At 39.8% G+C, this 23,630-nt stretch carries 22 protein-coding genes; 7 read left to right on the top strand and 15 right to left on the bottom strand.

All coding sequences use genetic code 11. The features are described from left to right. The first annotated feature begins 78 nt into the window (after nucleotides 1–78). The 4 genes from EHR07_RS04180 to EHR07_RS04165 all read left to right on the top strand — a co-directional run bounded on the left by EHR07_RS04180 (nucleotide 79) and on the right by EHR07_RS04165 (nucleotide 3,387). Nucleotides 79–1,245: an iron-containing alcohol dehydrogenase gene (locus EHR07_RS04180; protein WP_135570217.1), complete on the top strand. Its 1,167-nt coding sequence runs from the start codon at nucleotides 79–81 to the stop codon at nucleotides 1,243–1,245. A 6-nt stretch (nucleotides 1,246–1,251) separates the two neighbouring features. Then, on the top strand, nucleotides 1,252–1,497 hold the full coding sequence (locus tag EHR07_RS04175) for a hypothetical protein (protein WP_135570219.1): 246 nt from the start codon (nucleotides 1,252–1,254) through the stop codon (nucleotides 1,495–1,497). After that, complete coding sequence (locus EHR07_RS04170; RefSeq protein WP_208739695.1) at nucleotides 1,494–2,672, top strand: FliG C-terminal domain-containing protein; 1,179 nt, start codon at nucleotides 1,494–1,496, stop codon at nucleotides 2,670–2,672. The genes EHR07_RS04175 and EHR07_RS04170 overlap by 4 nt, the downstream gene beginning before the upstream one ends. Before the next feature lie 64 nt (nucleotides 2,673–2,736). Next, entirely contained in the window at nucleotides 2,737–3,387 is a 651-nt protein-coding gene (locus EHR07_RS04165; RefSeq protein WP_238839920.1) for a hypothetical protein, read from the top strand. Between the two features lie 77 nt (nucleotides 3,388–3,464). Here EHR07_RS04165 and glpK read toward each other — a convergent pair whose 3' ends face one another. Both glpK and EHR07_RS04155 read right to left on the bottom strand, forming a co-directional pair. Then, nucleotides 3,465–4,961, bottom strand: coding sequence for a glycerol kinase GlpK (gene glpK, locus EHR07_RS04160; protein ID WP_135743924.1), 1,497 nt, complete (start codon nucleotides 4,959–4,961; stop codon nucleotides 3,465–3,467). Nucleotide 4,962: 1 nt separating this feature from the next. Then, a complete protein-coding gene (locus EHR07_RS04155) occupies nucleotides 4,963–5,919 on the bottom strand; it encodes an MBL fold metallo-hydrolase (RefSeq protein WP_135570224.1) in 957 nt (318 codons plus the stop codon). Between the two features lie 85 nt (nucleotides 5,920–6,004). On the opposite strand from EHR07_RS04155, the gene EHR07_RS04150 reads away from it, so the two are divergent. Continuing rightward, on the top strand, nucleotides 6,005–6,322 hold the full coding sequence (locus EHR07_RS04150) for an STAS domain-containing protein (protein ID WP_135743923.1): 318 nt from the start codon (nucleotides 6,005–6,007) through the stop codon (nucleotides 6,320–6,322). Between the two features lie 3 nt (nucleotides 6,323–6,325). On the opposite strand, the gene EHR07_RS04145 is transcribed toward EHR07_RS04150, so the two are convergent. From EHR07_RS04145 to EHR07_RS04100, 10 genes are all read right to left on the bottom strand, one after another. Continuing rightward, nucleotides 6,326–7,081, bottom strand: a complete 756-nt coding sequence (locus EHR07_RS04145) for a CDP-alcohol phosphatidyltransferase family protein (RefSeq protein WP_135743922.1) — start codon at nucleotides 7,079–7,081, stop codon at nucleotides 6,326–6,328. Beyond that, nucleotides 7,078–8,103 carry a tRNA (adenosine(37)-N6)-threonylcarbamoyltransferase complex transferase subunit TsaD gene (gene tsaD, locus EHR07_RS04140; RefSeq protein ID WP_135743921.1) on the bottom strand — a complete coding sequence of 342 codons (1,026 nt, stop codon included), beginning with the start codon at nucleotides 8,101–8,103 and terminating at the stop codon, nucleotides 7,078–7,080. The genes EHR07_RS04145 and tsaD overlap by 4 nt, the downstream gene beginning before the upstream one ends. Beyond that, nucleotides 8,103–9,467: a S41 family peptidase gene (locus EHR07_RS04135; protein WP_208739712.1), complete on the bottom strand. Its 1,365-nt coding sequence runs from the start codon at nucleotides 9,465–9,467 to the stop codon at nucleotides 8,103–8,105. The genes tsaD and EHR07_RS04135 overlap by 1 nt, the downstream gene beginning before the upstream one ends. Nucleotide 9,468: 1 nt before the next feature. Beyond that, nucleotides 9,469–9,759, bottom strand: coding sequence for an LA_1448 family UV-C exposure upregulated protein (locus EHR07_RS04130; protein WP_135743919.1), 291 nt, complete (start codon nucleotides 9,757–9,759; stop codon nucleotides 9,469–9,471). A gap of 36 nt (nucleotides 9,760–9,795) precedes the next feature. Then, complete coding sequence (gene lexA / locus EHR07_RS04125) at nucleotides 9,796–10,404, bottom strand: transcriptional repressor LexA (RefSeq protein WP_135570237.1); 609 nt, start codon at nucleotides 10,402–10,404, stop codon at nucleotides 9,796–9,798. Nucleotides 10,405–10,454: 50 nt separating this feature from the next. After that, nucleotides 10,455–11,636, bottom strand: coding sequence for an efflux RND transporter periplasmic adaptor subunit (locus EHR07_RS04120; RefSeq protein ID WP_135743918.1), 1,182 nt, complete (start codon nucleotides 11,634–11,636; stop codon nucleotides 10,455–10,457). A 6-nt stretch (nucleotides 11,637–11,642) separates the two neighbouring features. Continuing rightward, nucleotides 11,643–12,968, bottom strand: coding sequence for a TolC family protein (locus EHR07_RS04115; RefSeq protein ID WP_135743917.1), 1,326 nt, complete (start codon nucleotides 12,966–12,968; stop codon nucleotides 11,643–11,645). Further along, on the bottom strand, nucleotides 12,965–13,588 hold the full coding sequence (locus EHR07_RS04110) for an inorganic pyrophosphatase (RefSeq protein WP_135570243.1): 624 nt from the start codon (nucleotides 13,586–13,588) through the stop codon (nucleotides 12,965–12,967). Before EHR07_RS04110 ends, EHR07_RS04115 begins: the two co-directional genes overlap by 4 nt. After that, complete coding sequence (locus EHR07_RS04105; protein WP_135743916.1) at nucleotides 13,589–16,885, bottom strand: efflux RND transporter permease subunit; 3,297 nt, start codon at nucleotides 16,883–16,885, stop codon at nucleotides 13,589–13,591. A 75-nt stretch (nucleotides 16,886–16,960) separates the two neighbouring features. After that, nucleotides 16,961–17,287: a hypothetical protein gene (locus EHR07_RS04100; RefSeq protein ID WP_135743915.1), complete on the bottom strand. Its 327-nt coding sequence runs from the start codon at nucleotides 17,285–17,287 to the stop codon at nucleotides 16,961–16,963. 152 nt (nucleotides 17,288–17,439) lie between these two features. Between EHR07_RS04100 and EHR07_RS04095 the strand changes: the two genes are divergently transcribed. Together EHR07_RS04095 and recJ are read left to right on the top strand one after the other, a co-directional pair. Continuing rightward, on the top strand, nucleotides 17,440–17,760 hold the full coding sequence (locus EHR07_RS04095) for a bactofilin family protein (protein WP_002973855.1): 321 nt from the start codon (nucleotides 17,440–17,442) through the stop codon (nucleotides 17,758–17,760). Next, complete coding sequence (gene recJ / locus EHR07_RS04090) at nucleotides 17,748–19,718, top strand: single-stranded-DNA-specific exonuclease RecJ (protein WP_135743914.1); 1,971 nt, start codon at nucleotides 17,748–17,750, stop codon at nucleotides 19,716–19,718. The genes EHR07_RS04095 and recJ overlap by 13 nt, the downstream gene beginning before the upstream one ends. Nucleotides 19,719–19,809: 91 nt before the next feature. On the opposite strand, the gene EHR07_RS04085 is transcribed toward recJ, so the two are convergent. From EHR07_RS04085 to EHR07_RS04075, 3 genes are all read right to left on the bottom strand, one after another. Next, nucleotides 19,810–20,343: a cupin domain-containing protein gene (locus EHR07_RS04085; protein WP_135743913.1), complete on the bottom strand. Its 534-nt coding sequence runs from the start codon at nucleotides 20,341–20,343 to the stop codon at nucleotides 19,810–19,812. A gap of 100 nt (nucleotides 20,344–20,443) precedes the next feature. After that, entirely contained in the window at nucleotides 20,444–21,886 is a 1,443-nt protein-coding gene (locus tag EHR07_RS04080) for an NADH-quinone oxidoreductase subunit N (protein ID WP_135743912.1), read from the bottom strand. Nucleotides 21,887–21,889: 3 nt separating this feature from the next. Continuing rightward, nucleotides 21,890–23,629 (bottom strand): complex I subunit 4 family protein, encoded by a 1,740-nt coding sequence (locus EHR07_RS04075; RefSeq protein ID WP_135743911.1) that lies wholly within the window; start codon nucleotides 23,627–23,629, stop codon nucleotides 21,890–21,892. Between the last annotated feature and the right edge of the window lies 1 nt (nucleotide 23,630).

Raw genomic sequence — 23,630 nt, 5'->3', positions numbered from 1 at the left:
ACGGGTGGTGAGGGATCCTTTTTTATTGTCCTCTCCGAGGATTTCTCTAACTCCGCCGAATCATAATTAGGGGATCGTATGCCAGTTCTCCCCGAATGGATCAATTTTCAATTTCCACCTAAAATTCACTTCGAAATCGATTGTGGATACAAACTCGGATCTTTTGTCAAAAACATTGGGTCTCGAGTGGTTCTGATCACAACACAGAAAGAACTAGAAAACGCCGAAGAACTTTCCATCATCAAAACCAGTCTCGAAAAACATGCAGAAGGTGTGATCATCTATGATGACATCGTGGACCGAGTTCATTTTAAAGATTTAGATTCCTGTGCTCACTTCCTTAGAATCTCCAATGCCGATTGTGTTGTGGCCTATGGTTCCTTTGAATCGGTAAACGCAGGTAAGGCAGCTTCTCTACTTGCTACCAATGATTTATTTGCAGAAGAGCTCCTCATTGGAAAAAAACAACCTAAGAAAAAAGGCCTTCCCTTAATCGTAGTTCCGACAAAACCCCTACTCGGAAATGAATGTTCTCCTTTCTTTTCGATTGTGGATGATAAAGATAAAAATAGAAAATACTTTGCTCATGAATGGGCCTTCCCGGAACTGATCGTTGCCGATCCAAAAATTGGTGCCGGTATGTCTAGTTCGGAAACTGCCAAAACCGGAATCTCTATTTTGTCCGCAGCCGTTGACAGTATCCTTTCTAAATATGCCAATGAGATTACCTCCTCCACTGCACTTCGATCCATTGAACTTATCTCTAAAAACATAGTACCCGCCATTCGTGAACCAAGAAATTTGGGACCAAAAAACTCGATTTATGCGGCAAGTCTCCTTGCAGGAATTGCACAATCCACAAGTAGTCTTGGACTTTGTTATGCATTGTCACTTGCTGTAACAACAGTTACTAATTTAGATATCTTTCAAAGTATGTCGATCCTTCTCCCACATGTTATGGAATACAACTTAACCTCTTCTGCTGGTAAGTATGTAATGATTGCCAGGGCTCTGGATGAAGACGTCACCAATATCTCTGTCATTGAAGCTGCAATCAAAGCGGTGGAAGGAATTCGTAAAATTTACTTAGAACTACGTATTCCCCAAAGGTTATCCGAATACGAAGTGAAAAAAATTGATCTTCCTGGGATTGCGACTTTGGCGGCCACTTACTCGTTTCTTGATTGTCTTCCTAGAGAACTTCCTAAAAATGAAATCGAAACCATCCTTGTGGCTGCGTTTTAGGTTCCCTTGATCCAACTAACGGAATTCGAACAAAAACTTTTAGAAACCTTTGCCCTCAGTGATCGTGATGCGAGACGATTATTACGAGTCATCCAAGACCTATCTATCGTTGTCGGAATGGACCATGAAGAGATTTTCGACTTCATGCGTTTTGGTGTGGAAAATGAGTTGGAAATTTTAAAAAGAGATTATAATTGGGAACACTTTCGAATTCGAATTCAGAAAAAACTTAAAAAATCTCCACCCCTTTGATTTATAGACAAGGAAACAATTACCACTTCTTTTTAGCAAACACCGACTCGGTGGCCCGGTTCCGATCTTCCATTTTTCCCTTTTATCCGGTTCCCAAAAATAAAATTCCAGAACTACCTTCTGTCACCTCAGACCCAATTCTTTTTCCGCAGTTTTTATACGAGTTGCAATACAACAGACAAACCTTTGTTTCCAAACCAGTCTACACCCCAACTTACATGGGTAGTATAAAAGTTCCCACAGATTCCGAATCCAAACCTATACCTGGATTTTCTCCCATAACCATTCAGATAGGCGGACAGCGTAACACCCCTTCCTTTCTTTATAGGGGAAAACGTGACAAGTTCCAATCGGCCAAGTATCTCTCACTGCGAGACATTATAAACCCAGAACTTTCGGAAGATTTGGTGCGAGAAAAAATTGAAGCATTGTATTTTGATATAAAAAGTAAAACCTACCTTTTTCGATTGGTAGCCATTCTATTTTCTGGAACTCCCAAAGAAGAAGAAACAATTGTTTCCAATTTATTTCGCCATGAACCAGAGTTTGCCAAATTCTTAAACAAACAGATGTTTACTGTAGAAATGATTCCTATGATTCATGGAAACTTTTTACAGGAGATTCTTAGGGAGCATGATGAACGTTATATCAAATACATCCTTCCTAACCTTTCCAAACCTGTCATGGAAGTAGTTCGCTCCTCCATCTCCAAAAATAAAATGAAACAAATTTTGGATGGACCCACAAAAAAACCACAAGAGGGAGAGGATTTAGTTTCTGTCATAGAAACAGAACTCTTCAAACGGTTTGCGAGAAATATTTATTACGAAGAAGGATCCATTTTTACTTACCGGGAAAATGGAGAAGTAGAAAGAAAAGAAGAAGTGCCCTTTGCCGATTCGAAGAAGTTTCAATTTTCTACCAATGGACAGGTTCTCCAATTTTATGGACGAACGGTAACAAAACTATTTTTCAAAACAAATGATTGGATCGATGTTTTGCGATTTGATTTCTTTTTATCACGTAAAGAAATCGAAACAACTGAATTCCATCGGTTGCCACCAGACCTTCTCATTGAAATTCCTTATTATGCGACTGGGATCTTTCTTGTCGGTGGTGGGATTACCAAGGAGAAAAACCCATTTGAGTTTTCTCTCCTTTGGTTTGATTATTAAAATTTAATCAGAACGTGTTACTTTTTCTCTAGACCGGCTATTTATTTGTTTTCTCAATGGGGTCATGTCCAACCAAACCAATAACCTTCTCAATCGAAATCGGATTCCGTTTTTCATTTGTAGTTTGTTATTTTTTAGTTACTACCTTACAATGTATCTAGTACCGCCACCACCTAACGAAACAAATTTATTGCAAAAATGGATTTTAGATTGGAAACTTTACCTACAAATCGCCGATGAGATTTTAATCTTTGCAGTTCTCGCATTAATTCCTTCTATTTATCAATTGGCAAATCCTTGGAGAAAAGAAGAATCAACCACGGCTCTATTTGCTTCCGGTTTGGTTTTCTTTCTAGTTGTGCCAATGTTTGTCCTTGTCGATTTACTCATTGGCCGATTGGTTTATCCTGTGAATTCGTATCCATTGTCAGAGGATACTATTGTTTTTCTTTTGAGTATGCAAGTGGGAACCATGCATATGATTTCGCTCGTTTTGGCTCTAGCGATTTTACTATATAGTATTTCTTATCGAAATAAGAATAAAAATGGTAGTTTGATTTTGGTCTTTGGAGTCCTTACATTTGGGTTCCAAATGATTGCAAGTTACTCCTGGTTAATCTCACCAGAAGTATTACTATTTTGCCAACTGAGTTTTCCAATTTGGATTCTATTCGTAGGAATTTCATTTGTAAAAGTAGATTCTATCAACTTATAAAAAAGGCGAACCAAATAACAATCGCTAGGTTAATCTTTCCATTGACGATTCACCTAGCAAGGTAAAAAAGTTTTCCTTTAGTTTCCTGTTTTCACTCTTGAAATTGCCCAGTTCCATTTATCAATTTCTTCTTTCCTTTCAGACTCTTTCATCTTGGGAAGAAATTGTGTGGTTTTGGTTTCCTCTTTACGAAGGCTTGCGACCGATTTAAAAAATCCACGTTCGAGACCAGCGAGGTAAGCTGCACCAAGCACTGTTGTATCAACATTTTGTGGACGAATGACTTTGGTTCCGAGGATATCCGCTTGGAATTGCATAAGCCATGCGTTGGAAGTCGCCCCCCCATCCACACGTAAAAACTTCAGTGGTTTTCCAGTTTCTTTTTCCATTGCATTGGCAAGTTCATAGGATTGTAAAGCAATGGCTTTGAGTGCGGCTCTTGTGATCTGTGCTGGTGTTGTATCACGCGAAAGTCCAAAGATGGCACCCCGTGCTTCTTGGTCCCAATGCGGAGCTCCCAGTCCAGCAAAGGCAGGAACAAAAACCAAATCATCTTTTGTTTTGATGGCCTTTACTAATTTTTCGGAGTCTTTAGAGTATTCGAAAAATTCTAAGTTGTCCCTGAGAAACTGAACCACAGCTCCCCCAATAAATACAGATCCTTCTAAACAATAAACAGTTTTGCCTTCAGGACCAAGGGCCAGTGTCGTAATCAAACCTTGGTTTGAAATTCTAAATTCATCGCCCACATTGAAGAGTAAAAAACATCCTGTCCCATAAGTATTTTTTGCTTCCCCCGGTTCTGTACAAAGTTGACCAAAGAGAGCCCCTTGTTGGTCCCCCACAAGAGAAGAAATCGGAATCCCATCGGGAAGTGATTTAACACTGGAAGTAAATCCAAACAGATTTTTTGAATTGTATGCTTTCGGAAGCATAGACATGGGAACACGTAAAATTTCACAAAGTTCCTCATCCCATTCTTTGGTTTGGATATTAAAAAGAAGGGTTCTTGAGGCATTGGTATGATCGGTTTTGTGTTCTTTGTGACCTGTAAGTTTGTACAATAACCAAGTATCGATCGTTCCAAATAATAACTCACCCTTCTCCGCTTTGACACGAGCCCCTTTGACGTTATCAAGGATCCATTGGATTTTGGTACCTGAAAAATAGGCATCCAATACAAGACCTGTTTTGTTTCGGAAATTGGATTCTAGGCTTTGTTTTTTTAAGTCCTTACAAATATCGGAAGTCCTTCTGCATTGCCAAACAATTGCGTTGTACACTGGTTTGCCGGTCTTTTTATCCCAAACAACAGAAGTCTCTCTTTGGTTTGTGATTCCAATAGCTACAGCATCTTTAGGATTTAATTTTCCATTTTTTATTGCTTGGCTAATCAGTTTTTGTGTTTTGACCCAAATTTCTTCTGGATCATGTTCTACCCAACCTGGTTTCGGATAGAATTGTTTGAATTCTTGGTAAGCAGAAGAAATGACTTTTCCTTTATCGTTAAAACAAAACGTTCTGATCCCTGTAGTTCCTGCATCGATTCCAATGATATAACCTTTTTTTGCCATTTTAAACCTCTATCTCCAAACCTTCATAAGCCATAATGATTTCTAATTTTCCGTGTGGATCAAACATCTCTTTGTATTTGAGTGCTCGCAAATAAACTAAATCTAATTTTTCGTCATCATAAGAAGGATCATGATGAAACATCACAAGTTTTTTAACCTTCGCACGAAGGGCAATGTCTGTGGCAATGGATGCAGAACTATGACCCCAATCAATTTTTTGTAATGATTCTTCAAATGTATATTGTGTATCAAAAACAAGTACATCGGCATCACGGAAATAATCAATATAGGTATCGATATTTTCCATCTCTTCTAAATTGAATTCGGCATCAGAGGCAAAGATGATTGCTTTTCCCTCTTCCATAAACCGGTAAGAAAAACTTCCTCCAGGATGACGGACTGCTTTGCTAAACGCCTGGATATGGGGCCCAAGAGAAATAGTTTCCCCTTCCTCTAAATATTGGAAAGTTTTTTTGGCAGCATAATGATCAAAGGATACGGGAAAATGTGTGAATACAAATTGGTGTTCTAATCTTTTTTCTGCATCATTCATACAAGAAACAAATTCAAAATGGTTTCCTGGTAAAAAGAGTGGTACAAAAAAGGGAATTCCTTGGATATGATCCCAATGGGTATGAGTCAAAATCCAATAGGCATGGCCTGTTCCCTTTCCAAAGTCAGTGGCCATCATTTGGTTGCCTAGTTCGCGTAGTCCCGTGCCACCATCAATAATGATGAGGTTACCTTCCTTATCACGTATTTCGACACATGTCGTATTACCACCGTAAGTTGATGAAGAGGAAAAACTCAAAGAATTAAGAAAACTATGAATACTTTGTTCATTCTGAATGTCTGTCGGACTTGCCAATGAAAGTATTTTTTCGATTTTATGTTTTACGCTTTCAGGCCGAATGGGTGAAGCAATGGATCCGCGAACACCCCAAAACTTGATTTTCATTGCTCTTTTTCTAGAGTCCTTTTTTGAAAAATCAAACGTTTTTTGATTGTATTTGAGTCTTTCAGATGTTGTCTTAACTGAAGTTATGTTTCAGTATGAAATCAAACGAGAAAACGATAAGGCAATCGTCCTCTTAAATGGATCCTTGTCTTTGAAGGATACTCCCAAATTTAGAGCGGACTTAAAAGAACAAATTGACACCGAAGCTATTAAGGAACTGGTTTTAGATTTTAAAAACCTGAGTTACTTAGATTCTTCTGGGATCGGAATTTTGTTACACACCTACAGTTGGACAAAGGAAAAAAAGAAACAGGTTCGTATCATCCATTTGTCCCCAGAAGTTCGAACGATATTTGCAGTGGCAAACCTTCTCGATATCTTTCAACTCAAAGAACCCACTTAAAGACTACACTCGGTAGTCCTGGATGGTTTGGATGAGAAACGATACAATTCCAGAAAATACATAAAATCCTACCGCACCATACATCACATAGGGCCAACGATAAAATCCAATCGCAAGTAACAACAAACCAAGCCCTAGAATACTAATTCCCAATTTTTTCCAAGAGAAAAGTCCTCTGATGGCAACTTGTGGTTTGCTATAACGGAGAGTCGAAACCATAAGTAAGGCTGTGATCACAAAAAATAAAACAGCAGTCCAAAGTGGCACTTGAGACACAGAAAACACCAAAGGGAAAATTCCAATCACAACCCCGGCCACTGGCGAAGGAAGTCCGTTAAAAGATTTGGGATCGTGAGCTACATTAAAACGTGCCAATCGGTATGCCGCACAAATAGGATACAAAGCGGCAATGAACATACCCAATGGAAAATAATCTGGTTTGTCAAAGATATCGAGTTTGATATCGTAAAAGAACATTTTGTACGACAAAAATCCAGGAGCAATCCCAAAGGTGGTAAGGTCGGCAAGGCTATCTAAGTCTGCCCCGAGCTCGCTTGTACAATTAAGAGCCCGTGCTGCCATTCCATCAAACCCATCGAAGAGAGCGGCCAAAATGATAAACACTCCCGCTAAGGTAAAGAGTTCGTGGGAATTGGATTGTGATGGATTCGTTTCTGCTACCAGAAGCATAGAAACAAAGCCCAAGGTTAAGTTTCCCAGTGTAAGTGTATTTGGAATCCAGGTAAGTTTTAGTTTCATATTATTTGTTCAAAGTTTCGTTTGGGACTTACCTTAAAGTCGAGCCCCACAAAAGATTTTTGTTTCCAAAGATGGTATCCAAGACATGCCACCATCGCTCCGTTATCTGTGCAGTAAATTTTTTTGCTAGGATAAAATAGATCAAACCGAGACCTTTCCTTTTCTTTTTCCAAACAATCCCGGAGAGTTCCGTTGGCAAGGACCCCTCCTGCGGCAACGACAGTTCGAATCCCTGTTTTGGAGATGGCTTTTCCTAGATTACGAGTGACAAGTTCAAAGGCAGTCTTTTGGAAATAGTAGGCAATTTTTTCGATGGGAAGTGACTTTGCATTTTCCCGTTTATAATATAACACTGCCGTTTTTAGCCCACTATAAGAAAACCGAATTAGGTCCTCCCCATCTTCTTTCAAAAGTTTTGGAAAGGGATTTTTTTCACCAGGGATCGGACTGTATGCATTTGCTTTGGCTTCCAAATAGGGCCCACCGGGATAGGGTAAGTCCAATACGGCACTGACCTTATCAAAAGCCTCGCCGAGAGAATCATCCTGGGTATCTGCAAAAATTTGCAAATCACCAAATCCTTTGTATATATAAATGGATGAGTTTCCTCCCGATAAAAGAAGTCCAAGCCAAGGAAAAGGAGGAAGTTCTCTTTCTAAACCAATCACAGCCAAATGCGCTTCTAAATGATTTACTGCAACAATCGGGATCCCATATACAAGAGAGATACAACGAGCCAACTGTGCACCGATCATAAGTGAACCAACTAACCCCGGAAAACTGGTCACCGCCACGTAGTTTAAATCGGAAAATTCAATTCCTGCTTCCTCCATTGCCACAGAAAGAAGAGAATTGATTTTTTCTAAATGAGCTCTGGATGCAATTTCAGGTACCACTCCCCGGTAAGGGGAATGTGAATCGATTTGGCTATAAACTTTTAGAGAGAGAAGTTCCCTTCCATCGCGAACAATCGCAATGGATGTTTCATCACAGCTGGATTCAATTCCTAACCCGTAGGCCATTACTTCAAAACACGAATGGCTTCAGAAAGCTGAGTATCTAAATCCAATCTTGGTTTAACGTTAGAAGACCCGGCTCTCATTTCATTAAACAAAAAAATACGAGTGACCGAGTCTGAGATGGTTAGATTTTCTTTTTTGAGTATGGCTGCAAAATCAGAAAGAGCAGCTTCGTTGAATTCTGCATGTGTTTCTAAAAACGGACGGATTAAGTTCTTCTTAAAAAGTTTTTCCAAAGCATATTTTTCATCTTCACTGGCAGAAGTGGGATTTACGATATAATCAGGAGTGATCCCTTTTCCATGAATGGAAATTCCGGAAGGGGTATAGTATTTTTGAATGGTAATGGCAACCCCTGTTCCCCCCGATAGAGGAAAAATAGACTGCACACTTCCCTTTCCAAAACTTTGAGTCCCGACGACCACAGCACGTTTGTTATCTTTTAAAGCACCCGCTAAAATCTCGGAAGCACTCGCAGAACCTCCATTCACCAAAATGGCAATGGGGATATCCAAAAACTTTTTCTCTTTTTTATCGGCTTTATAACTTTTTACAAGAACCCCACCTCTTCCTTTTACAGAAACAATTTCTGCATCGGGAGGTAAAAATAGATCCGCAAGTTCGATGGCCAAATCCAAAAGTCCACCGGGATTCATTCGCAAATCGATCACTAGTTTTTTAGCACCAGAATCCATCATGGTTTTCACTGCCGAAACAAATTCTTTGGTAGTGGTCTCTTTACCCATAAACTGAACCAGTTTGATATAACCTGTTTCTGCTTCTGGAAGATAATGTGACCTTACATATCGAATTTGGATCAGCTCCCGAACCAAATTAACAACAAAAGGATCTTTGATTCCTTTTCGTTCGATCTTCATAGAAATTGAGGATCCCACTTCACCACGCATCATTGCAATGGATTCTGATAAAGAAACAGACTTTGTACTTTTCCCGTTAATCTCTATAATTTTGTCTTGGGGTTGGAGTCCTGCCTTCCATGCGGGAGTTCCTTCAATGGGTGCCACGATAATAAATGCATTTTCTTGGAAACTAATCTCAACACCAATTCCACCAAAACTTCCTTTGGTTTCGTTTTGTAATTCACCAAATTCATCAGTGTCCAAAAACCTAGTATGTGGATCACCTAAACTTTGTAAGGCTCCTTGTATGGCACCGGTATAAATTTTTTTCTCTTCTTGGGGATCTACATAATCATTTTCTATATAGGAAACTACTTCATGGAGAATCTGTAAATATTTCTCCCCGTCAGTGGATATGGCCTTAACCTTATCTGTGTTTATAAAAAAAACTAGGGCCACCAAACAAGAGGTAATTGAGCCCCAAACCAGACGTTCTGAAATTTTAATTTTATTCATTTCCATAAATTGACTCGTAAAGAGCTTTGTTTTCTTTTTTTAACATTTCTTTGGCTTCAGGAATAGACAAGCGGTACACCTCACAAGCTTCTTCAAAGAGAGCCATATCTGTTGGTGTGGGTCGTTTGGTGTCTGCCATAAGTCCCGTTTGGATTCGGTTTTGCGCATACCTTTCCAGAACGCGTTTTAGGTCATAAGCATCGATTTCTTGTTTTTTGGGAGCGCAAGAGAGGACGAGAGATAAGATCAGAAAGGTTGGGAAAGAAAAAAGATGTTTCGACATCCCTTCAAAACTCGTTCCCAACCAGGCTTTGGTCAATCAGTAAATGCGATAGAGTCCGATTAGTTTTCCAATTATCGTTGCCTTTTTGGTACGAATCGGTTTTAGTTTTACGTTCCTTGGTTCCAAACGAATCATATCGGGCTCTTTGTAAAAAACTTTTAAAGTGGCTTCGTTTTCGATCATGGCCACTACAATCTCTCCATTCCTTGCCGTGTCTTTTTTCTGGATGATGGCAATGTCTCCATCGCTAATCCCAGCCTCCACCATAGAATCTCCCTTCACACGTAAAGCAAAGGTTCCCGGTTTGGTTGCAAGATCTTCCGGGACCGCAATGTATTCTTCGATGTTTTCTTCCGCAAGGATGGGAGAACCCGCAGCCACTTGCCCAAGAAGAGGGATTCCCGAAGCACGGACGAGAAGTGCTTCGTCTCCATTCCCTTTCAAAAGTTCAATGGCGCGGCTTTGGTTTTTAGAAGTGCGGATATAACCTTTTTTTTCAATCGCCTTTAGGTGGTCATAAGCACCTTTAGCAGTAATTCCAAATTGGTCCCCAATCTCACGGATGGTGGGTGGGAACCCCTTCTCGCGGACAGTGTCCGATATGTATTGCAGGACAAATTCTTGTTTTTCCGTGAGGTCTTTCATACTAAACAGATAACTAGGAAATGGGCGTTATGTCAACAAAAAACTAGGAGTTATAATTTTAAATACTCACTTTTTAAAACAAAACTTCCTTCTTCCACAATGGCTTCCCCTGATTCAACACCTGTTACAACTTCAACCCAATTGTCGTAAACTTTCCCTACTCCAATTTTTTTAGCAGAAAAAGAACCATCTCCATTACGAACAAAAACAAAATTTTCACCTTCGATTTTGTGAATACAATTTACGGGTATGACTTTGGCTTTGTTCACAGAAGACTCAACCATAGCACCCACGACCGTTGCTGTTACACTTTGTCCGGGACGAAGTCTTCCTTTTGAGTTTCTCACTTCCAAACGAATCTCTGCCGTTTTTTTGATGGGATCAATCACATCTCCCACATGAGAAACGACTGCCTTCAAGGATTCATCTTTAGATCCAATCGGAATGACTTTGGCTTCGTTTCCCATTCGAATGGATGCCAAATCTTTTTCATATACTTCTAAATTGATCCAAAGTACACTTAAATCAGCCACGGTAAACAAATTGTCTCGAGCATTCACCGCCTGACCGATGATAGCTTCTCTTTCTGTAACTGTTCCCGAAATAGGAGTCCTTATGTATAAGTTTTTTGAGTTATATTTTCCAGCTTCTAAATTGGTAATTTCTGCATCGTTTAATCCCAAGTTTTCTAAAGCATTTCGGGATGTTTCCATTTCCGCTTTCACTGATTTGTAATCCATTAAAGACATCTCATACTCTTTTGCAGAGGTTACTTTTCTTTCATACAAATCTTTTGCTCTATCGGCCTGGACTTTTAATGCTTCAAGCCTTGCTCTTGCTTTTAAGTAATTTGCTTCTGTGGTGCCAAGTTCTACCGATTGAATGGAGGCAAGGGCAGTACTCTTTTTTACATATTCGCCTTCTTTCACAAAAACTTGTACAATCCGTCCGCTGACTCGAGATCCTACTTTTGCCACACTGTTCATATCATAAGATACAGTTCCAGGTAGTTGTAGTTCTTCCTCGAGTGCTTTTTCTTCCAAATAAACAACGGAAAAAGGATGATTCTTTTGAATTTCCTGAGAAATGATAAATTTGGATTTATCTTCTGTGAGAGCTTCTGTTTTTTTACCAGGCCCAAAAAACTTGGTATAACCAAAGTAAGCCAAACTTCCAACGAGTACAAGTATACTCAAGGAACGAATATTCTTAAAATTGAATTCTGTTTTCATATAAATTTAAAACTCCGAGCTATCCATCTTTCCGATAGAAGCTTTGTATCCTTCCAAAGCATTGTAATAGAGATAAATGATTTCATAGTAACTACGAAGCACACTGAGATAGTTTTTCTCAGCCTCCAAAAACGTTACTAAATTGGAGGCACCCCGAATGTAAGCAAGCCTTGACTTCTCTTGCACTTCTTTGTTTTTTTCGAGTAGTCCCATTTTTTGGTAATCGAGTAACTGAGATTCCCGAGCTTGTAACTCTTTAATGGCAGCAGAGATTTCAGATATGATTTCGTTTCGTTTAGCATCGACATCGAATCCTAGTTTTTTATAAGATTCTTCTGATTTTAAAATTTCCCCTTGTTTACGATCAAACAAAGGAAGTGGTGTAGCCGCATATACACCCGTTACATTTTCATTTCCTTTGTTTAAAAACTCAATCCCCAGTGTTAAAGGGGGAATGATTTCTCGTTTTTTTAGTTCGATATTCATTCTTTCCTTTTGTTGGCGAATTTTCAATGCCACAAGGTCAGGACGTTCTTCAATATCAAAATCATTCAAATCAATCCCAAATTCACGTGTAGATATAAATTCCAATCTACCTTTGATACTTAAGGGAGAATTTACATCAGAGATTCCAATTAAGATTCTTAAATTTTTAACCACTTGTGCCCGAAGGATCCTGGCATTTCGGTATTCGCGTTCAATTTGTACACGTTCCAAAGCCAATCGGTCATATTCCAAAAAGGAGATATCTCCTTTTTCCGCCCTAAGTTTGGTTAAATCCAAAAGATCTTGGTAGTTTTCCAAAAACTCCTTTTGGTAATTAATTTGTTCCGTTACATAGAGATACGTCCAAAAATTTTGACGAAGTCGCAATCGAAACAAACGATCAAAATCTCGAAAACTGGCAATCGTACCCAAGAACTCTTGTTTGGCGACTTTTTCCCTTTGAGGAATCACCCCACTCATATCGAATGGTTGGTTGTAAATAAAAGAAGTTTCTGGTCTACCTGTCGCTGAATTCACAGAAGCACCCATAAACTGCTGTTGCATATTCACTATGGGATTGTAATACAAACTAGCAGTAATGATATCTCCCCGAGCCATACCGATATTTTGTTTTTCACGAAGATAAAGCGGATTACTAGTGACAGCAAAATCTTCTAATTCATCTAAATTCCATTTTTCTTTCGAATCTTGGACTCTTGAATCTTCACCGAGAAAAAACAATTCATCTTTAGAATGCAACTCATAGACTGCTTTTTCTTTTGGAAAAACAGTGGATGAATGAATTCCGAAAAGGAATAAAACCAAAAACTTCTTTATAAACTTCATACAGTTACAAATTTCTTTATATAATCTTCGATTCCAAACTGGATGACTTTTATAGCTTCCACACGATCATACACTTCGGTAATCTCTACGGTTCCCGTTGAAGGTGAGTTCGGATCGAGTTTGTAAGTTAAAAAATAATGGTGGAGTTTGTTGATCAGAGCTTTCGGAACTTCTGAAATATCTTTGATTTGTCCGAACACTTCGTCCCCTTTTAAAACAGCGACAATTTTGTCATCTGCTTCGCCTTTATCAATCATTCGAAGTCCACCAATAGGAATGACTGTTAAAATCATATTTCCATGTGTGATGGGATTGACACTGAGTACACAAATGTCGATAGGATCTCCATCTCCAATGATGTCTGGTCTTCCCACAACTTCCGAACAATGTTTTCCAGAAGCTTCTCCTGAAAATGTTCTTGGGATAAATCCATAGAGAGTCGGTGAACGGTTACTATACTTTTGAGGTCTGTCCACACGGATAAAACCAGAAGCTTTATCAATTTCATATTTCACCGTGTCTTGTGGTGTGAGTTCGATAAATACATCCAACTCATCGGGTGCTTTTGGTCCGAGTTCCAATCCATGCCAAGGATGTGCTACGTAATAATTAGGTTTCATTTAATTCCTCTTTTTTTTCGATTTTTGATTTGGTTTGTTTGTTTTAGAATCGTCTTCATTATGAATTTCATTTGGTTCTAATTCAGAATCATGTGAATGTCCATGAGTATCATGAATATTTATATCTTTGTATTTTTTCATTTCTTCTACAAAGTATTCATTCATTTTACGTTCCCTTTCCATTTGTCTGATTTCTTGTCTTTGTGCTAGTTTGACTAAAAATTCGAAGGCAATCGGAAGTAGAAAACGAGATAAGATGGTCGCCACAAGAACCCCACCCATGACTACAGTTGCCAGTGGTCTTTGCACTTCGGCTCCTGCACTGGAGGCAATGGCCATAGGTAAAAATCCGATGATGGCCACAAGTTCAGTGGTTGCAACCGCACGAAGAGTGTAGACTGCCGCTTCCACCACAGCTTTGGAAGGATCACGAGTGACTTTTAATTGGTCCTTGAGTGCCGAAGCATACACAACCCCGTTTAACACCGATATACCGGCTGCCGCAATAAATCCAACTCCCGCAGGAATGGAAAAAGGCAGGCCGCGGATCACAAGGGAAAGGATTCCTCCGGAAAGTGACAATGGTACTAAAATAAAAACTCCCAATGCATAATAGACACTTCCAAAAGCAATAAAGAGCATCGCAAAAATAATCGCACCTGCAATGGGAATTACGATGGCAAGCCTATTCTTTGCACGAGTGAAGTTTTCAAACTGCCCACCCCAATCCACATAGTATCCTTGTGGTAATCCAGATTCGATAGATCCAGTAGCAGCTTGCACATCATTCACAAATCCAATCATATCGCGGCCACGAACGTTTACTTCGACAAGGATCCTTCGTTTTAAACCTTCGTGATAAAGTGCGGCAGGCCCTTCTGTCATCGTAATGTCTGTGACTTGACCGAGTGGAACTGTTCCCCCAAGCTCTGTCATCACGGGAACGTTTTCGATCACACCAATGTCTGTTACGTCAGCATCCAAACGAACAATCAAATCAAATCGTTTGTAACCTTCATAAACTTTTCCCGCATTGGCACCCACCCGAAGTGTTTCGATGGTAGTGAGAATTTCTTCTGCACGAACACCGTAACGCGCCATGTTTCCACGATTCATTTTGATTTCGAGAAGTGGTAAACCTAAAAGTTTTTGGACTCGTAAGTCAGCAGCTCCCTGGATTTTTTTGATTTTGGAGGCATAATTGTCTGCAATGGATTTGAGTGTTTTTAAATCATCTCCATAAATTTTAATGACAATATCGGCTTTGGAACCAGATAACAATGCATTGACGCGATTTTCAATTGGTTGCGATAAACTAATGTAAGAAGAAGGAACACTGTTGTTCACAGAGTTTTTCATGAGTTCCATCAGCTCTTCGCGGTCACCTGCCGAAACCCATTCCTTTTTAGGTTTCAATTTGACCATCATCTCCCCTTCTTCCGAACCAATGGGTTCTGCTGCCGATTCCCCCCGACCTTGCCTCGAAACCACACTCACTGCTTCTGGAAATTTCAAAATCACCTTTTCCATTTCCAAATTCAAATCACGAGAGTGATTGATGGCAGTAGAAGGTAATCGTTTGATGTCGATGGCAATTTCTCCTTCATCAATTCTAGGTAAAAATTCCGATCCAAGAGTGGATGCGAGCATAAACGATAACAAAACAACACCGATCCCGGCATAAGTAAACTGGCGTTTGAACTTCATCCCATAGGTCAAAACTTCTGCATATTTAGTTTGAAACTTTTCCCAAAAGGCAGACTCATGCAAAATTGGCTTTTTATAAATATAAGACATGAGGGCCGGGAAAGTGGTAATGGAATAAAGAAGTGCAGCACCTAACGCAAATGCAACGGTAATTGCCATTGGACGGAACATCCTACCTTCCACACCTTCCAGTGTCATCAGTGGTAAATAAACTAGTAAAATAATTCCCACACTAAATGCGGAAGCCCGCACCACTTTGATACAAGACTCCATGATGACTTCTTCCATCCCATCTTCCATGTCCTGGGCCGATGTTTTCGAAAGTAGGAAACTTTTACGCAGTAAAAATCCATGAAGAGTGGACTCTAACATCACAATGGAACCATCTACAAGAAGACCAAAGTCAAGAGCACCAAGAGACATCAAGTTTCCCACAATACCAAAGGCATTCATAAGAATTGTGGCCACCATCATGGAAACAGGAATGGCTAGGGCAACGGCAAAAGCTCCCTTCACCGTTCCTAAAGTTAAAATGAGACAAACGAGAACAATGATGGCAGCTTCTACCAAATTGGTAAATACAGTCGAAAGAGTTCGGCCAATGAATTCCGAGCGGTCATAATACACTTGGATCTTCATCCCTTGGGGAAGACGAGATTCAATCTCTTTCATTTTTTCTTTCACTCGGCTCACCACTTGGAGGGAGTTACTGCCGAGTAACATCATGGCAGTCCCACCCACAACTTCGCGTTTGCCGTTCATGGTACTCAAACCAAAACGAAGGGCAGGACCCGTTTCCACTTTGGCAATTTGACCCAGTGTCAAAGGAATTCCATCTCTTGAGGTTCGAACCGAAAGCCTTGCAATATCATCAATCGACTTAAATTGGCTTTCGCCTCGAATCACAAATTGTTCTTCGCCTTTTTGGATATACCCCCCACCTAAGTTAACATTGGCACCTTCCAGAGCTTCTGTAATATGAGAGAGAGTTAAATTATGAGATAACAATCGTTTGGGGTCGATTTTAATTTGAAACTGTTTGGCATCTCCCCCAACCACGTTCACATCAATGATTCCTTTGACAGAACGAAGTTGTCTTGCAACTTCCCATTCCATCACCGTTCGCAGTTCTTCTGGTGAATGGCTTTCGGATACTAGAGCAAATTCATAAATATCGCCAAGACCAGTGGCAATCGGAGAAAGTTCCGGTCTGCCATAGGATTTGGGGATAAAGTTTTCTGCTTGTTTGAGCCTCTCATTGACAAGTTGTCTTGCAAAATAGATATCTGTTCCATCTTCGAAGATAACCGTTACAGAACTAACACCCGTTCTTGAAATGGAACGAATCTCTGTGACCTTGGGCATCCCGTTAAACTCAAGTTCGATGGGGTAAGTAATAAACTGTTCTACTTCTAAGGGAGAAAGACCAGGCACCGAAGTCACTGCCGACACCTGCACGTTTGTCACATCGGGAATGGCATCGATCGAAAGGTGCAGCGCATTGTAAAAACCAACAATGGTGAGTGCTGCTGTCAAAACGAGGACTGTGGCTCGTTTGTGAATGGAAAACTGAATGATTTTTTCTAACATAATTCCTATTTCAAATTGAAAACGTAGTAGAGACCCAAATTAGGCTCTACTTCTAGACTAATCTACATGCAACGATTAAGCCAAAACAGGGGGCGGGAGGTATAGAAAGTGAAATAAGATAAGAATTTCGTGAAAAAAAGCAGGTTCTGTTGAAAGTGTAGACCAACGAATCACAGAAACTCTCAAAGGAGCTTCGATTCTTCGAGAAGGAACCAGTTTCAAAACTTGGTTGGATTCTTTAGAGGAAGTCAGAACACGAGTCGTTTCTTCCAACTCGTAGGATTGGTATTGAAAGTCCAAATCTTCGAGAGGAGAAACAAACCGGTCGTCGACCAGATTCAGATTGATGAAAACCGCTAAAAGCAGGATGAACCCTGACTTCCAGAAGCGCCTAATTTTCACTGTTTTTTCCTATACTTGAGACCCAGGTTCAAGAATCGACCTGGAGACTCAAGTGAAAACCCCGGAAATATGAACTTTTTTCCATTTCCTTTTGATGACAAATACTTGTGTAGTTGCCAAAACACGAGAGTCAAACAAGACTATCCCTACCGATGAAAGACGAATCTATAGACACCATCATTAGCGACGACATTACGTTTCGCGGAACCCTTTCCTTCAACCAAACATTAAAAATCAAAGGTCAGTTCAAAGGCACGATTACATCCCAAGGCAAACTCATCATTGATGAAACAGGCGACGTAGAAGCCGATGTAGAAGTAGGAAGCCTTGTGGTTCACGGAAATCTAAAAGGAAACGTGGACGCAAAAGAAAAGGTAGAACTTAAAAAAAATGGTAAGGTAGTTGGAGATATCAAAACACCGGGACTCGAAGTAGAATTCGGTTCCAAAATTATTGGCAATTGCATCATGTAACCAAGGTTCACTTCGGGCCATTACTTTCCGAAGTTCGAACCAAAGTTGATTCCAAACGCCCCCTCTTACGTTACTTAGTCGATAAAAGAGAGGGCCTTCGCAACATTCACCCCAAAGAACTGCTAAGTTCTGACTTTTCTTGTTTACATTCCCCCTTCTCCCTTCCCGATCTTTCGATGGCAGTGGAACTTCTTCTCTCATTTGTAAAAGATGGAAAAAAAATCCTCCTCTATGGAGATAGAGATTCTGATGGAGTGAGTTCCACCTGTTTACTGGCATTCTTTCTAAAATCCCATCCAAGCTTTTCTTCTATCAATTTAGAAGTGATGGTTTCATCCGAAAGTGATCCTTACGGTCTTTGTAAAGAAGCCCTGGTAAAAATAAAAAAAGTAAAACCTGACCTTCTTGTGACACTGGACTTTGGTTCAAGCCAAGCCGATGAAATCGAAGAACTCACAAATACAGGTATCCAAGTCATTGTACTTGACCACCACGAAGTTCCTGTTCGCATTCCCACTAACTGCGCTTTGGTGAATCCGAGAAGGACAGACTCCCAATACCCTGAAAAAAAAATCTGCACGGCAGTGCTTTCCTTTAAATTAGTATCTGCCATTTTATTCCGACAAAGTGATGAATTTGGAAAAGTTTATAAAAAAATAGAATTTAAAGAAGAAACAGGACAAAATCAAATCACTTATTTTCAGAATGGAATCAAACTTACAAATGAAACCCTCACCTCACTACCTTTAGATGACAAATCGATTTTTCCTTACCCAGAGAACTTTACGACAGCGATCCCAGTGGATGAAGAAAGAAAACTTTTCTTTTACCAATGTTCCAACATCCCCGAATTTTTTTCTGGATTAGAAGAAGAAACAGACCTTGCCGGGATTGGAACCATTACCGATATGATGCCTCTTGTTGGGGAAAACAGGCATTTTGTCAAACTAGCCTTAAACTCGCTCACCAAACTCTATGTTGGTGATAAAAAAAGAAAAGGTTTATCGGAACTATTAAAAGAACTGAAACTTAGCCCCCAAGGTGTGACCACAAAAGATTTAGGTTGGTCGATAGGACCTGTTCTCAATTCGGCTGGCCGGATGGGAAAAACGGAAGAAGCTGTTTCTTTATTATTATCGGAAACAACTACAGAGGCAAAAACCAAGGCCAAACAACTCCTTTCCATCAATGAAGAAAGAAAAGAAAGAACCAAACGCAATATGGACCGCGTCGAACGTTATTTCCAGAGAAAACCGGAACGAACCGCACACGAAGTCGTATTTTGTTATGAACCTGATATGGAACCTGGGGTCAGCGGAATTGTGGCCACAAGGATGGTGGATACTTACAAAAAACCTGCCATTTTTCTTGCACCTGACAATGGTGATGCGAGAGGAAGCATTCGTTCCTATGGTCCCGAAAATGTTTTAGAACTATTAGAATCTCTTTCGGAACATTTTTTACATTTCGGTGGCCATCCAGAAGCGGGAGGATTTTCTATTAAAATCGACCAAATCCCTGCCTTTGAATCGGCATTGTATACGGCTGCTAAAGATTGGCTTTCTGTTGATAAAGAAAAACCCAAAGTCCACTCCATCGATACAGACTTTACTGTTCTCACCGAAGAAATCGGAGAAAGGTTACTCAAGGAATGGAAAGACCTCGAACCCTTTGGCCAAGGGAATCCAGATATCAAACTAGCGATTAAAAATGCAAAGGCAATTCACCTAACTCCACTTAGTGGAGGAAAACACGTTCGATTCCATTTGATTGGAAGTGGTTCCTTAAAGTATATGATTTGGAACAAAGGTAAAGAATTCCAAAAGTTTATGTCAGAACATGGAAGTTTTGATTTGGTAGGAAGTTTGGAAGAAAATTTTTACCAAGGAAGAACCACCCTTCAATTTATTGTCGAGTGGTTTGGAATCACGGCAGAGAACCCTGCCGTATCAAACTAAAAAAAGTTTATTAAGCAAACGATTCGAAACTCTCGAGGTTTCTTTTTTTCAAGTAGGAATCCCTTCAAAAAGGAAGAGATTCTTTTCTCCGTCAAACGTTGATTAAAACTTTTGATTCATCCACATAAACAGGAGTCCATCCTGAATTGTCTTTGAAGTAACGAACCGCTTTGATTCTTAAATTTTTGTCCAGGGTGAACCAGTGGTTAGTATTGGCAGGGATCGAAAGAAAATCACCTTTACTCACATGGACTTCAAATCTTTCTCCATCAATGATGAATCCAAAAATCCCACTTCCATCAATGATATAACGTACTTCTTCATCTGTATGGATATGTAGTTTATCAAATTTCGCTAACATGTCCTGGATTCCAGGAACTTCGTCATGCAGGACAACGAGGTCATTGGCTTTGTAACCATGTTCTTTCTTTAGTTGGTCAAATCGATATTCCAATCCTGAAAGAACTTCCGCTTTTTCCGCATCATTTAAGCCCTTTTGGTCAAGGATGAGATCCAAAGTTTCTGGGGTTTTATAGAATTCATAAACAAGACCCTTGGAAACAAGGAAATCCTTAATTGCTGAGGGATCCTCTAGAGTTCCTGACTTTCTTAGAATGGTTGCCATACGAAATACCTACCTACGGACTACCCTCTAGATCCCTATCTATGAATCAATTCGTTTTTCGCTATCCTGGAACTAATTCTGTTATAACAGATTTGCGATTTTATAACAAAGCTCCAGGTTGGAAAAAGACCCAACCCACTGTAAAAAACAAACTCAAAAGAAATACCAAAAAGCCTAGGGTTGGCATAGTCGGAAGGTCACGAACTCCCGCCACTGCACCTGTTTCTTGTTTCATATAGGATTGGATGGTGATTTTCATGTAGTAGTAGAAGGCCACACAAGAGTTTGCCACGGCCCCAAAAAGCAGGATGCGGTTGAATAATAAATCCGATTCAGCAATTTTTTGCAAAAGGAAAAGTTTGGTCCAAAATCCGATTAAGGGTGGAAATCCAGCAAAAGCTAAAAAGATAATGGAAAGTGAAAGGGCCGTTAACGGATGTTCTGCGCTCAAATGCGCGATTCCATTGACAGTCACTTCGTGTTTGCCCTGTTCCAAATAGGAAATGATAGCAAAAGCAGCCAAATTTAATAGAGAATAAGAAAATAGATAATACAAGGCTTCGAGACCAGCCCCACAAGCGATCCCTGCCACAATATATCCAGCATGAGAAATAGAAGAGTAAGCTAACATTCGTTTGAGGTTTTCTTGTTTGAGAGCTACAATATTTCCCCAAGTCATGGAAACAAGGGCAATCACTCCCATTAATACTTTCCAAGTATCTCCCATCTCACCCACGGGGATATGATTAAATAATACGATCATTAGCCCAAGAGCCGATGCCTTACCGGCACTTGCCATAAAACCAGTGATGGGTGTTTGTGCACCTTCATATACATCAGGAGTCCAAGAATGGAATGGAACAAGTGCTGCTTTAAAAGACACTCCCACCAAAAAAAGTCCAAAACCTAACTTTGAAAAATTGGATTCATAACCTTTTAGAAACAAACCACGAAGTGCTCCGTCTAGGTTTGTGGTTCCTGAACCACCATATAAAAAAGCAATTCCTAGTAACATAAACCCAGAACTAAAGGTTCCGAGTAAAAAGTATTTCATAGCACTTTCTAAAGAAGAAACGGAAGTACGAGCCATTCCAATCATCACATATAATGCAAGCGAAAGGATTTCTAATCCAACAAAGATGACAATAAAATCATATCCAGAAGTGAGAAACATCATCCCCGACAAACAAAATAGAAGGAGAGGAAAAAACTCAGGAAACAAGGTTTTATGTTGAGCGAGAAATGGTGGTGCCACGAGTAAAGTGATAAGCCCCGCAATCAAATAAATCGCACTTAGCCAAACGGTAAGGGGACTAATCGAAATCTGTGATCCAAAAAATTTACCATACCCAGGAGATCCTGTTGTATGATACAAAGCATACATAGCACCAAGAATTCCCAGAACCGAAAGCACCCATAATGGTTTGGAATCTTCTTCTTTGGGAACAAGAAACTGAACAACAAGAGAAAGTAAAGCCACCCCACATAAAATCAACATGGGAGAAATTGCTATTAAATCATTGGAGGATGGAGTATATGACATGGGTTAGTTTCCTATTGTCTCTTTTTGGATTGGTTCCAAGTCAAAATCGGACTCAATGGACTTTTCCAAATTGTCCAAGTTTTCATTCAGATTCGGTTTGTTTTCTTTCACAGAAAGAAAAGTAGGAAGTGCATACTTCGATTGAAAAGATCCCAACCTTTCTTCAAAGGATAATGGTTCTTTTCCTAAACTTGTATAATCCGAAAATTGCCGACTTACATTTCCACCAAGGAAATCTTTTTGTATGTCCTTTCTTTCTGTTATGGATTGTATCGATGCTGAATTCAAATATACATGGGAGGAAGATTGTAAAATTTCTAAAAATGGTTTGGGATAAATTCCAATCCAGAAAATAAAGAAAACAAGGGGCGATAAAATTCCCACTTCTCTAAAGGTTAAATCTTTATATGGTTTTGCTTGGATGGTTTTACTCACTCCAAATAGGAATCGTTTTACAAACCAGAGTAAATAAAGAGCTCCAAGAACCACACCTGTTGCGGCAATGCCACCAAGCCAAAGATTGGATTTAATAGCTCCCATAAGAATGAGAAACTCACCTACAAATCCATTGGTTCCCGGAAGTCCCACAGAAGACAATACTGCTATGAGAAAAAAAGTGGAGAACACAGGCATCTGACTAGCAAGTCCACCAAACTCGGCAATATTTCGTGTATGAGCTCTTTCATAAATCATCCCAATCATAAGAAAGATCATCCCAGTGGATATCCCGTGAGATACCATTTGTAACATTCCACCCACAACTCCTTCGTTGGTAAAAGAGAAGAGGCCCAAGATACAAAATCCTAAATGAGAAAGGGAACTATAAGCAATGATCCGTTTGATATCAGTTTGGACAAGTGCCGCCATCGAACCATAAACGATACCAATGACTGCAAGGATTTGGATCCAATTTTGAGAAAGTAAACTGGGTTCTGGGAAAAAAGGAATACAAAATCGTATGAACCCGTATGCCCCGATTTTAAGTAATACACCCGCTAAGTCCACAGAACCAACAGTAGGTGCCTGAGTATGGACATCCGGCATCCAAGTATGGAATGGGAATAGTGGGATTTTGATCGCAAATGCAAGAAAAAAACTAAAAAACAAAAACCATTGCAGGGGTTCGGAATACATTCCAAGACTTGCTGTAGACAAAGATTCAATCGATGTTTTTCCTGTTTTAAAATATAGGGTGAGTATACCACCTAACATAAACAAGGAGCCAGCCATAGAAAATAAAAAGTATTTTAAAGCAGCTTTGGTTCTTTCTTCCCCACCCCAAATTCCAATCATAAGAACCATTGGTAATACCATAAGTTCCCAAAATACATAATAGAGGACAAGGTTACCGGCAGCAAAAACCCCAAGGACTGCTGTTTCCAAAACAAGTAAACAAATATGGAATTCTTTGATTTTCTTTGGAATGTTGGACCAAGAGGCAATACTCGAAAGAAAAAACATAAAGGCAGTTAAGGCAAATAAAAGAAGAGAAATCCCATCAAGCCCAACATGGTAATCAACACTCAGTTTGCCCGATAGAATCCAATCAGGAATCCAATGGACAAATTGTAATCCTGACTTAGTGGAATCAAAAAAGAAAAAGAGCCCTACAGACAGGATGGTTGTAAATGCAGACGAAAGTGCTGAGATGACAACAACTGCCCCTACTCGTTTTTGGAATACAATGAGTAAAGAGGAAAGAATTGGTAAAAAGATAATGATCGATAAAATTTGTTCCGGCACC

The sequence above is a fragment of the Leptospira bandrabouensis genome, from assembly GCF_004770905.1.
Lineage (GTDB): Bacteria > Spirochaetota > Leptospiria > Leptospirales > Leptospiraceae > Leptospira_A > Leptospira_A bandrabouensis.
This window is presented reverse-complemented; position numbering and strand designations above follow the sequence as displayed.

What these genes read in the sequence shown, in the direction of transcription:
- tsaD (WP_135743921.1), bottom strand. Translation starts at nt 8,103, where the DNA reads ATGGCCTACGGGTTAGGAATTGAATCCAGCTGTGATGAAACATCCATT.
- EHR07_RS04115 (WP_135743917.1), bottom strand. Translation starts at nt 12,968, where the DNA reads ATGAAGTTTATAAAGAAGTTTTTGGTTTTATTCCTTTTCGGAATTCAT.
- EHR07_RS04110 (WP_135570243.1), bottom strand. Translation starts at nt 13,588, where the DNA reads ATGAAACCTAATTATTACGTAGCACATCCTTGGCATGGATTGGAACTC.
- EHR07_RS04145 (WP_135743922.1), bottom strand. Translation starts at nt 7,081, where the DNA reads ATGAAACTAAAACTTACCTGGATTCCAAATACACTTACACTGGGAAAC.
- EHR07_RS04120 (WP_135743918.1), bottom strand. Translation starts at nt 11,636, where the DNA reads ATGAAAACAGAATTCAATTTTAAGAATATTCGTTCCTTGAGTATACTT.
- EHR07_RS04155 (WP_135570224.1), bottom strand. Translation starts at nt 5,919, where the DNA reads ATGAAAATCAAGTTTTGGGGTGTTCGCGGATCCATTGCTTCACCCATT.
- EHR07_RS04085 (WP_135743913.1), bottom strand. Translation starts at nt 20,343, where the DNA reads ATGGCAACCATTCTAAGAAAGTCAGGAACTCTAGAGGATCCCTCAGCA.
- EHR07_RS04105 (WP_135743916.1), bottom strand. Translation starts at nt 16,885, where the DNA reads ATGTTAGAAAAAATCATTCAGTTTTCCATTCACAAACGAGCCACAGTC.
- EHR07_RS04095 (WP_002973855.1), top strand. Translation starts at nt 17,440, where the DNA reads ATGAAAGACGAATCTATAGACACCATCATTAGCGACGACATTACGTTT.
- EHR07_RS04130 (WP_135743919.1), bottom strand. Translation starts at nt 9,759, where the DNA reads ATGTCGAAACATCTTTTTTCTTTCCCAACCTTTCTGATCTTATCTCTC.
- EHR07_RS04150 (WP_135743923.1), top strand. Translation starts at nt 6,005, where the DNA reads ATGTTTCAGTATGAAATCAAACGAGAAAACGATAAGGCAATCGTCCTC.
- EHR07_RS04165 (WP_238839920.1), top strand. Translation starts at nt 2,737, where the DNA reads ATGTCCAACCAAACCAATAACCTTCTCAATCGAAATCGGATTCCGTTT.
- glpK (WP_135743924.1), bottom strand. Translation starts at nt 4,961, where the DNA reads ATGGCAAAAAAAGGTTATATCATTGGAATCGATGCAGGAACTACAGGG.
- EHR07_RS04080 (WP_135743912.1), bottom strand. Translation starts at nt 21,886, where the DNA reads ATGTCATATACTCCATCCTCCAATGATTTAATAGCAATTTCTCCCATG.
- EHR07_RS04180 (WP_135570217.1), top strand. Translation starts at nt 79, where the DNA reads ATGCCAGTTCTCCCCGAATGGATCAATTTTCAATTTCCACCTAAAATT.
- lexA (WP_135570237.1), bottom strand. Translation starts at nt 10,404, where the DNA reads ATGAAAGACCTCACGGAAAAACAAGAATTTGTCCTGCAATACATATCG.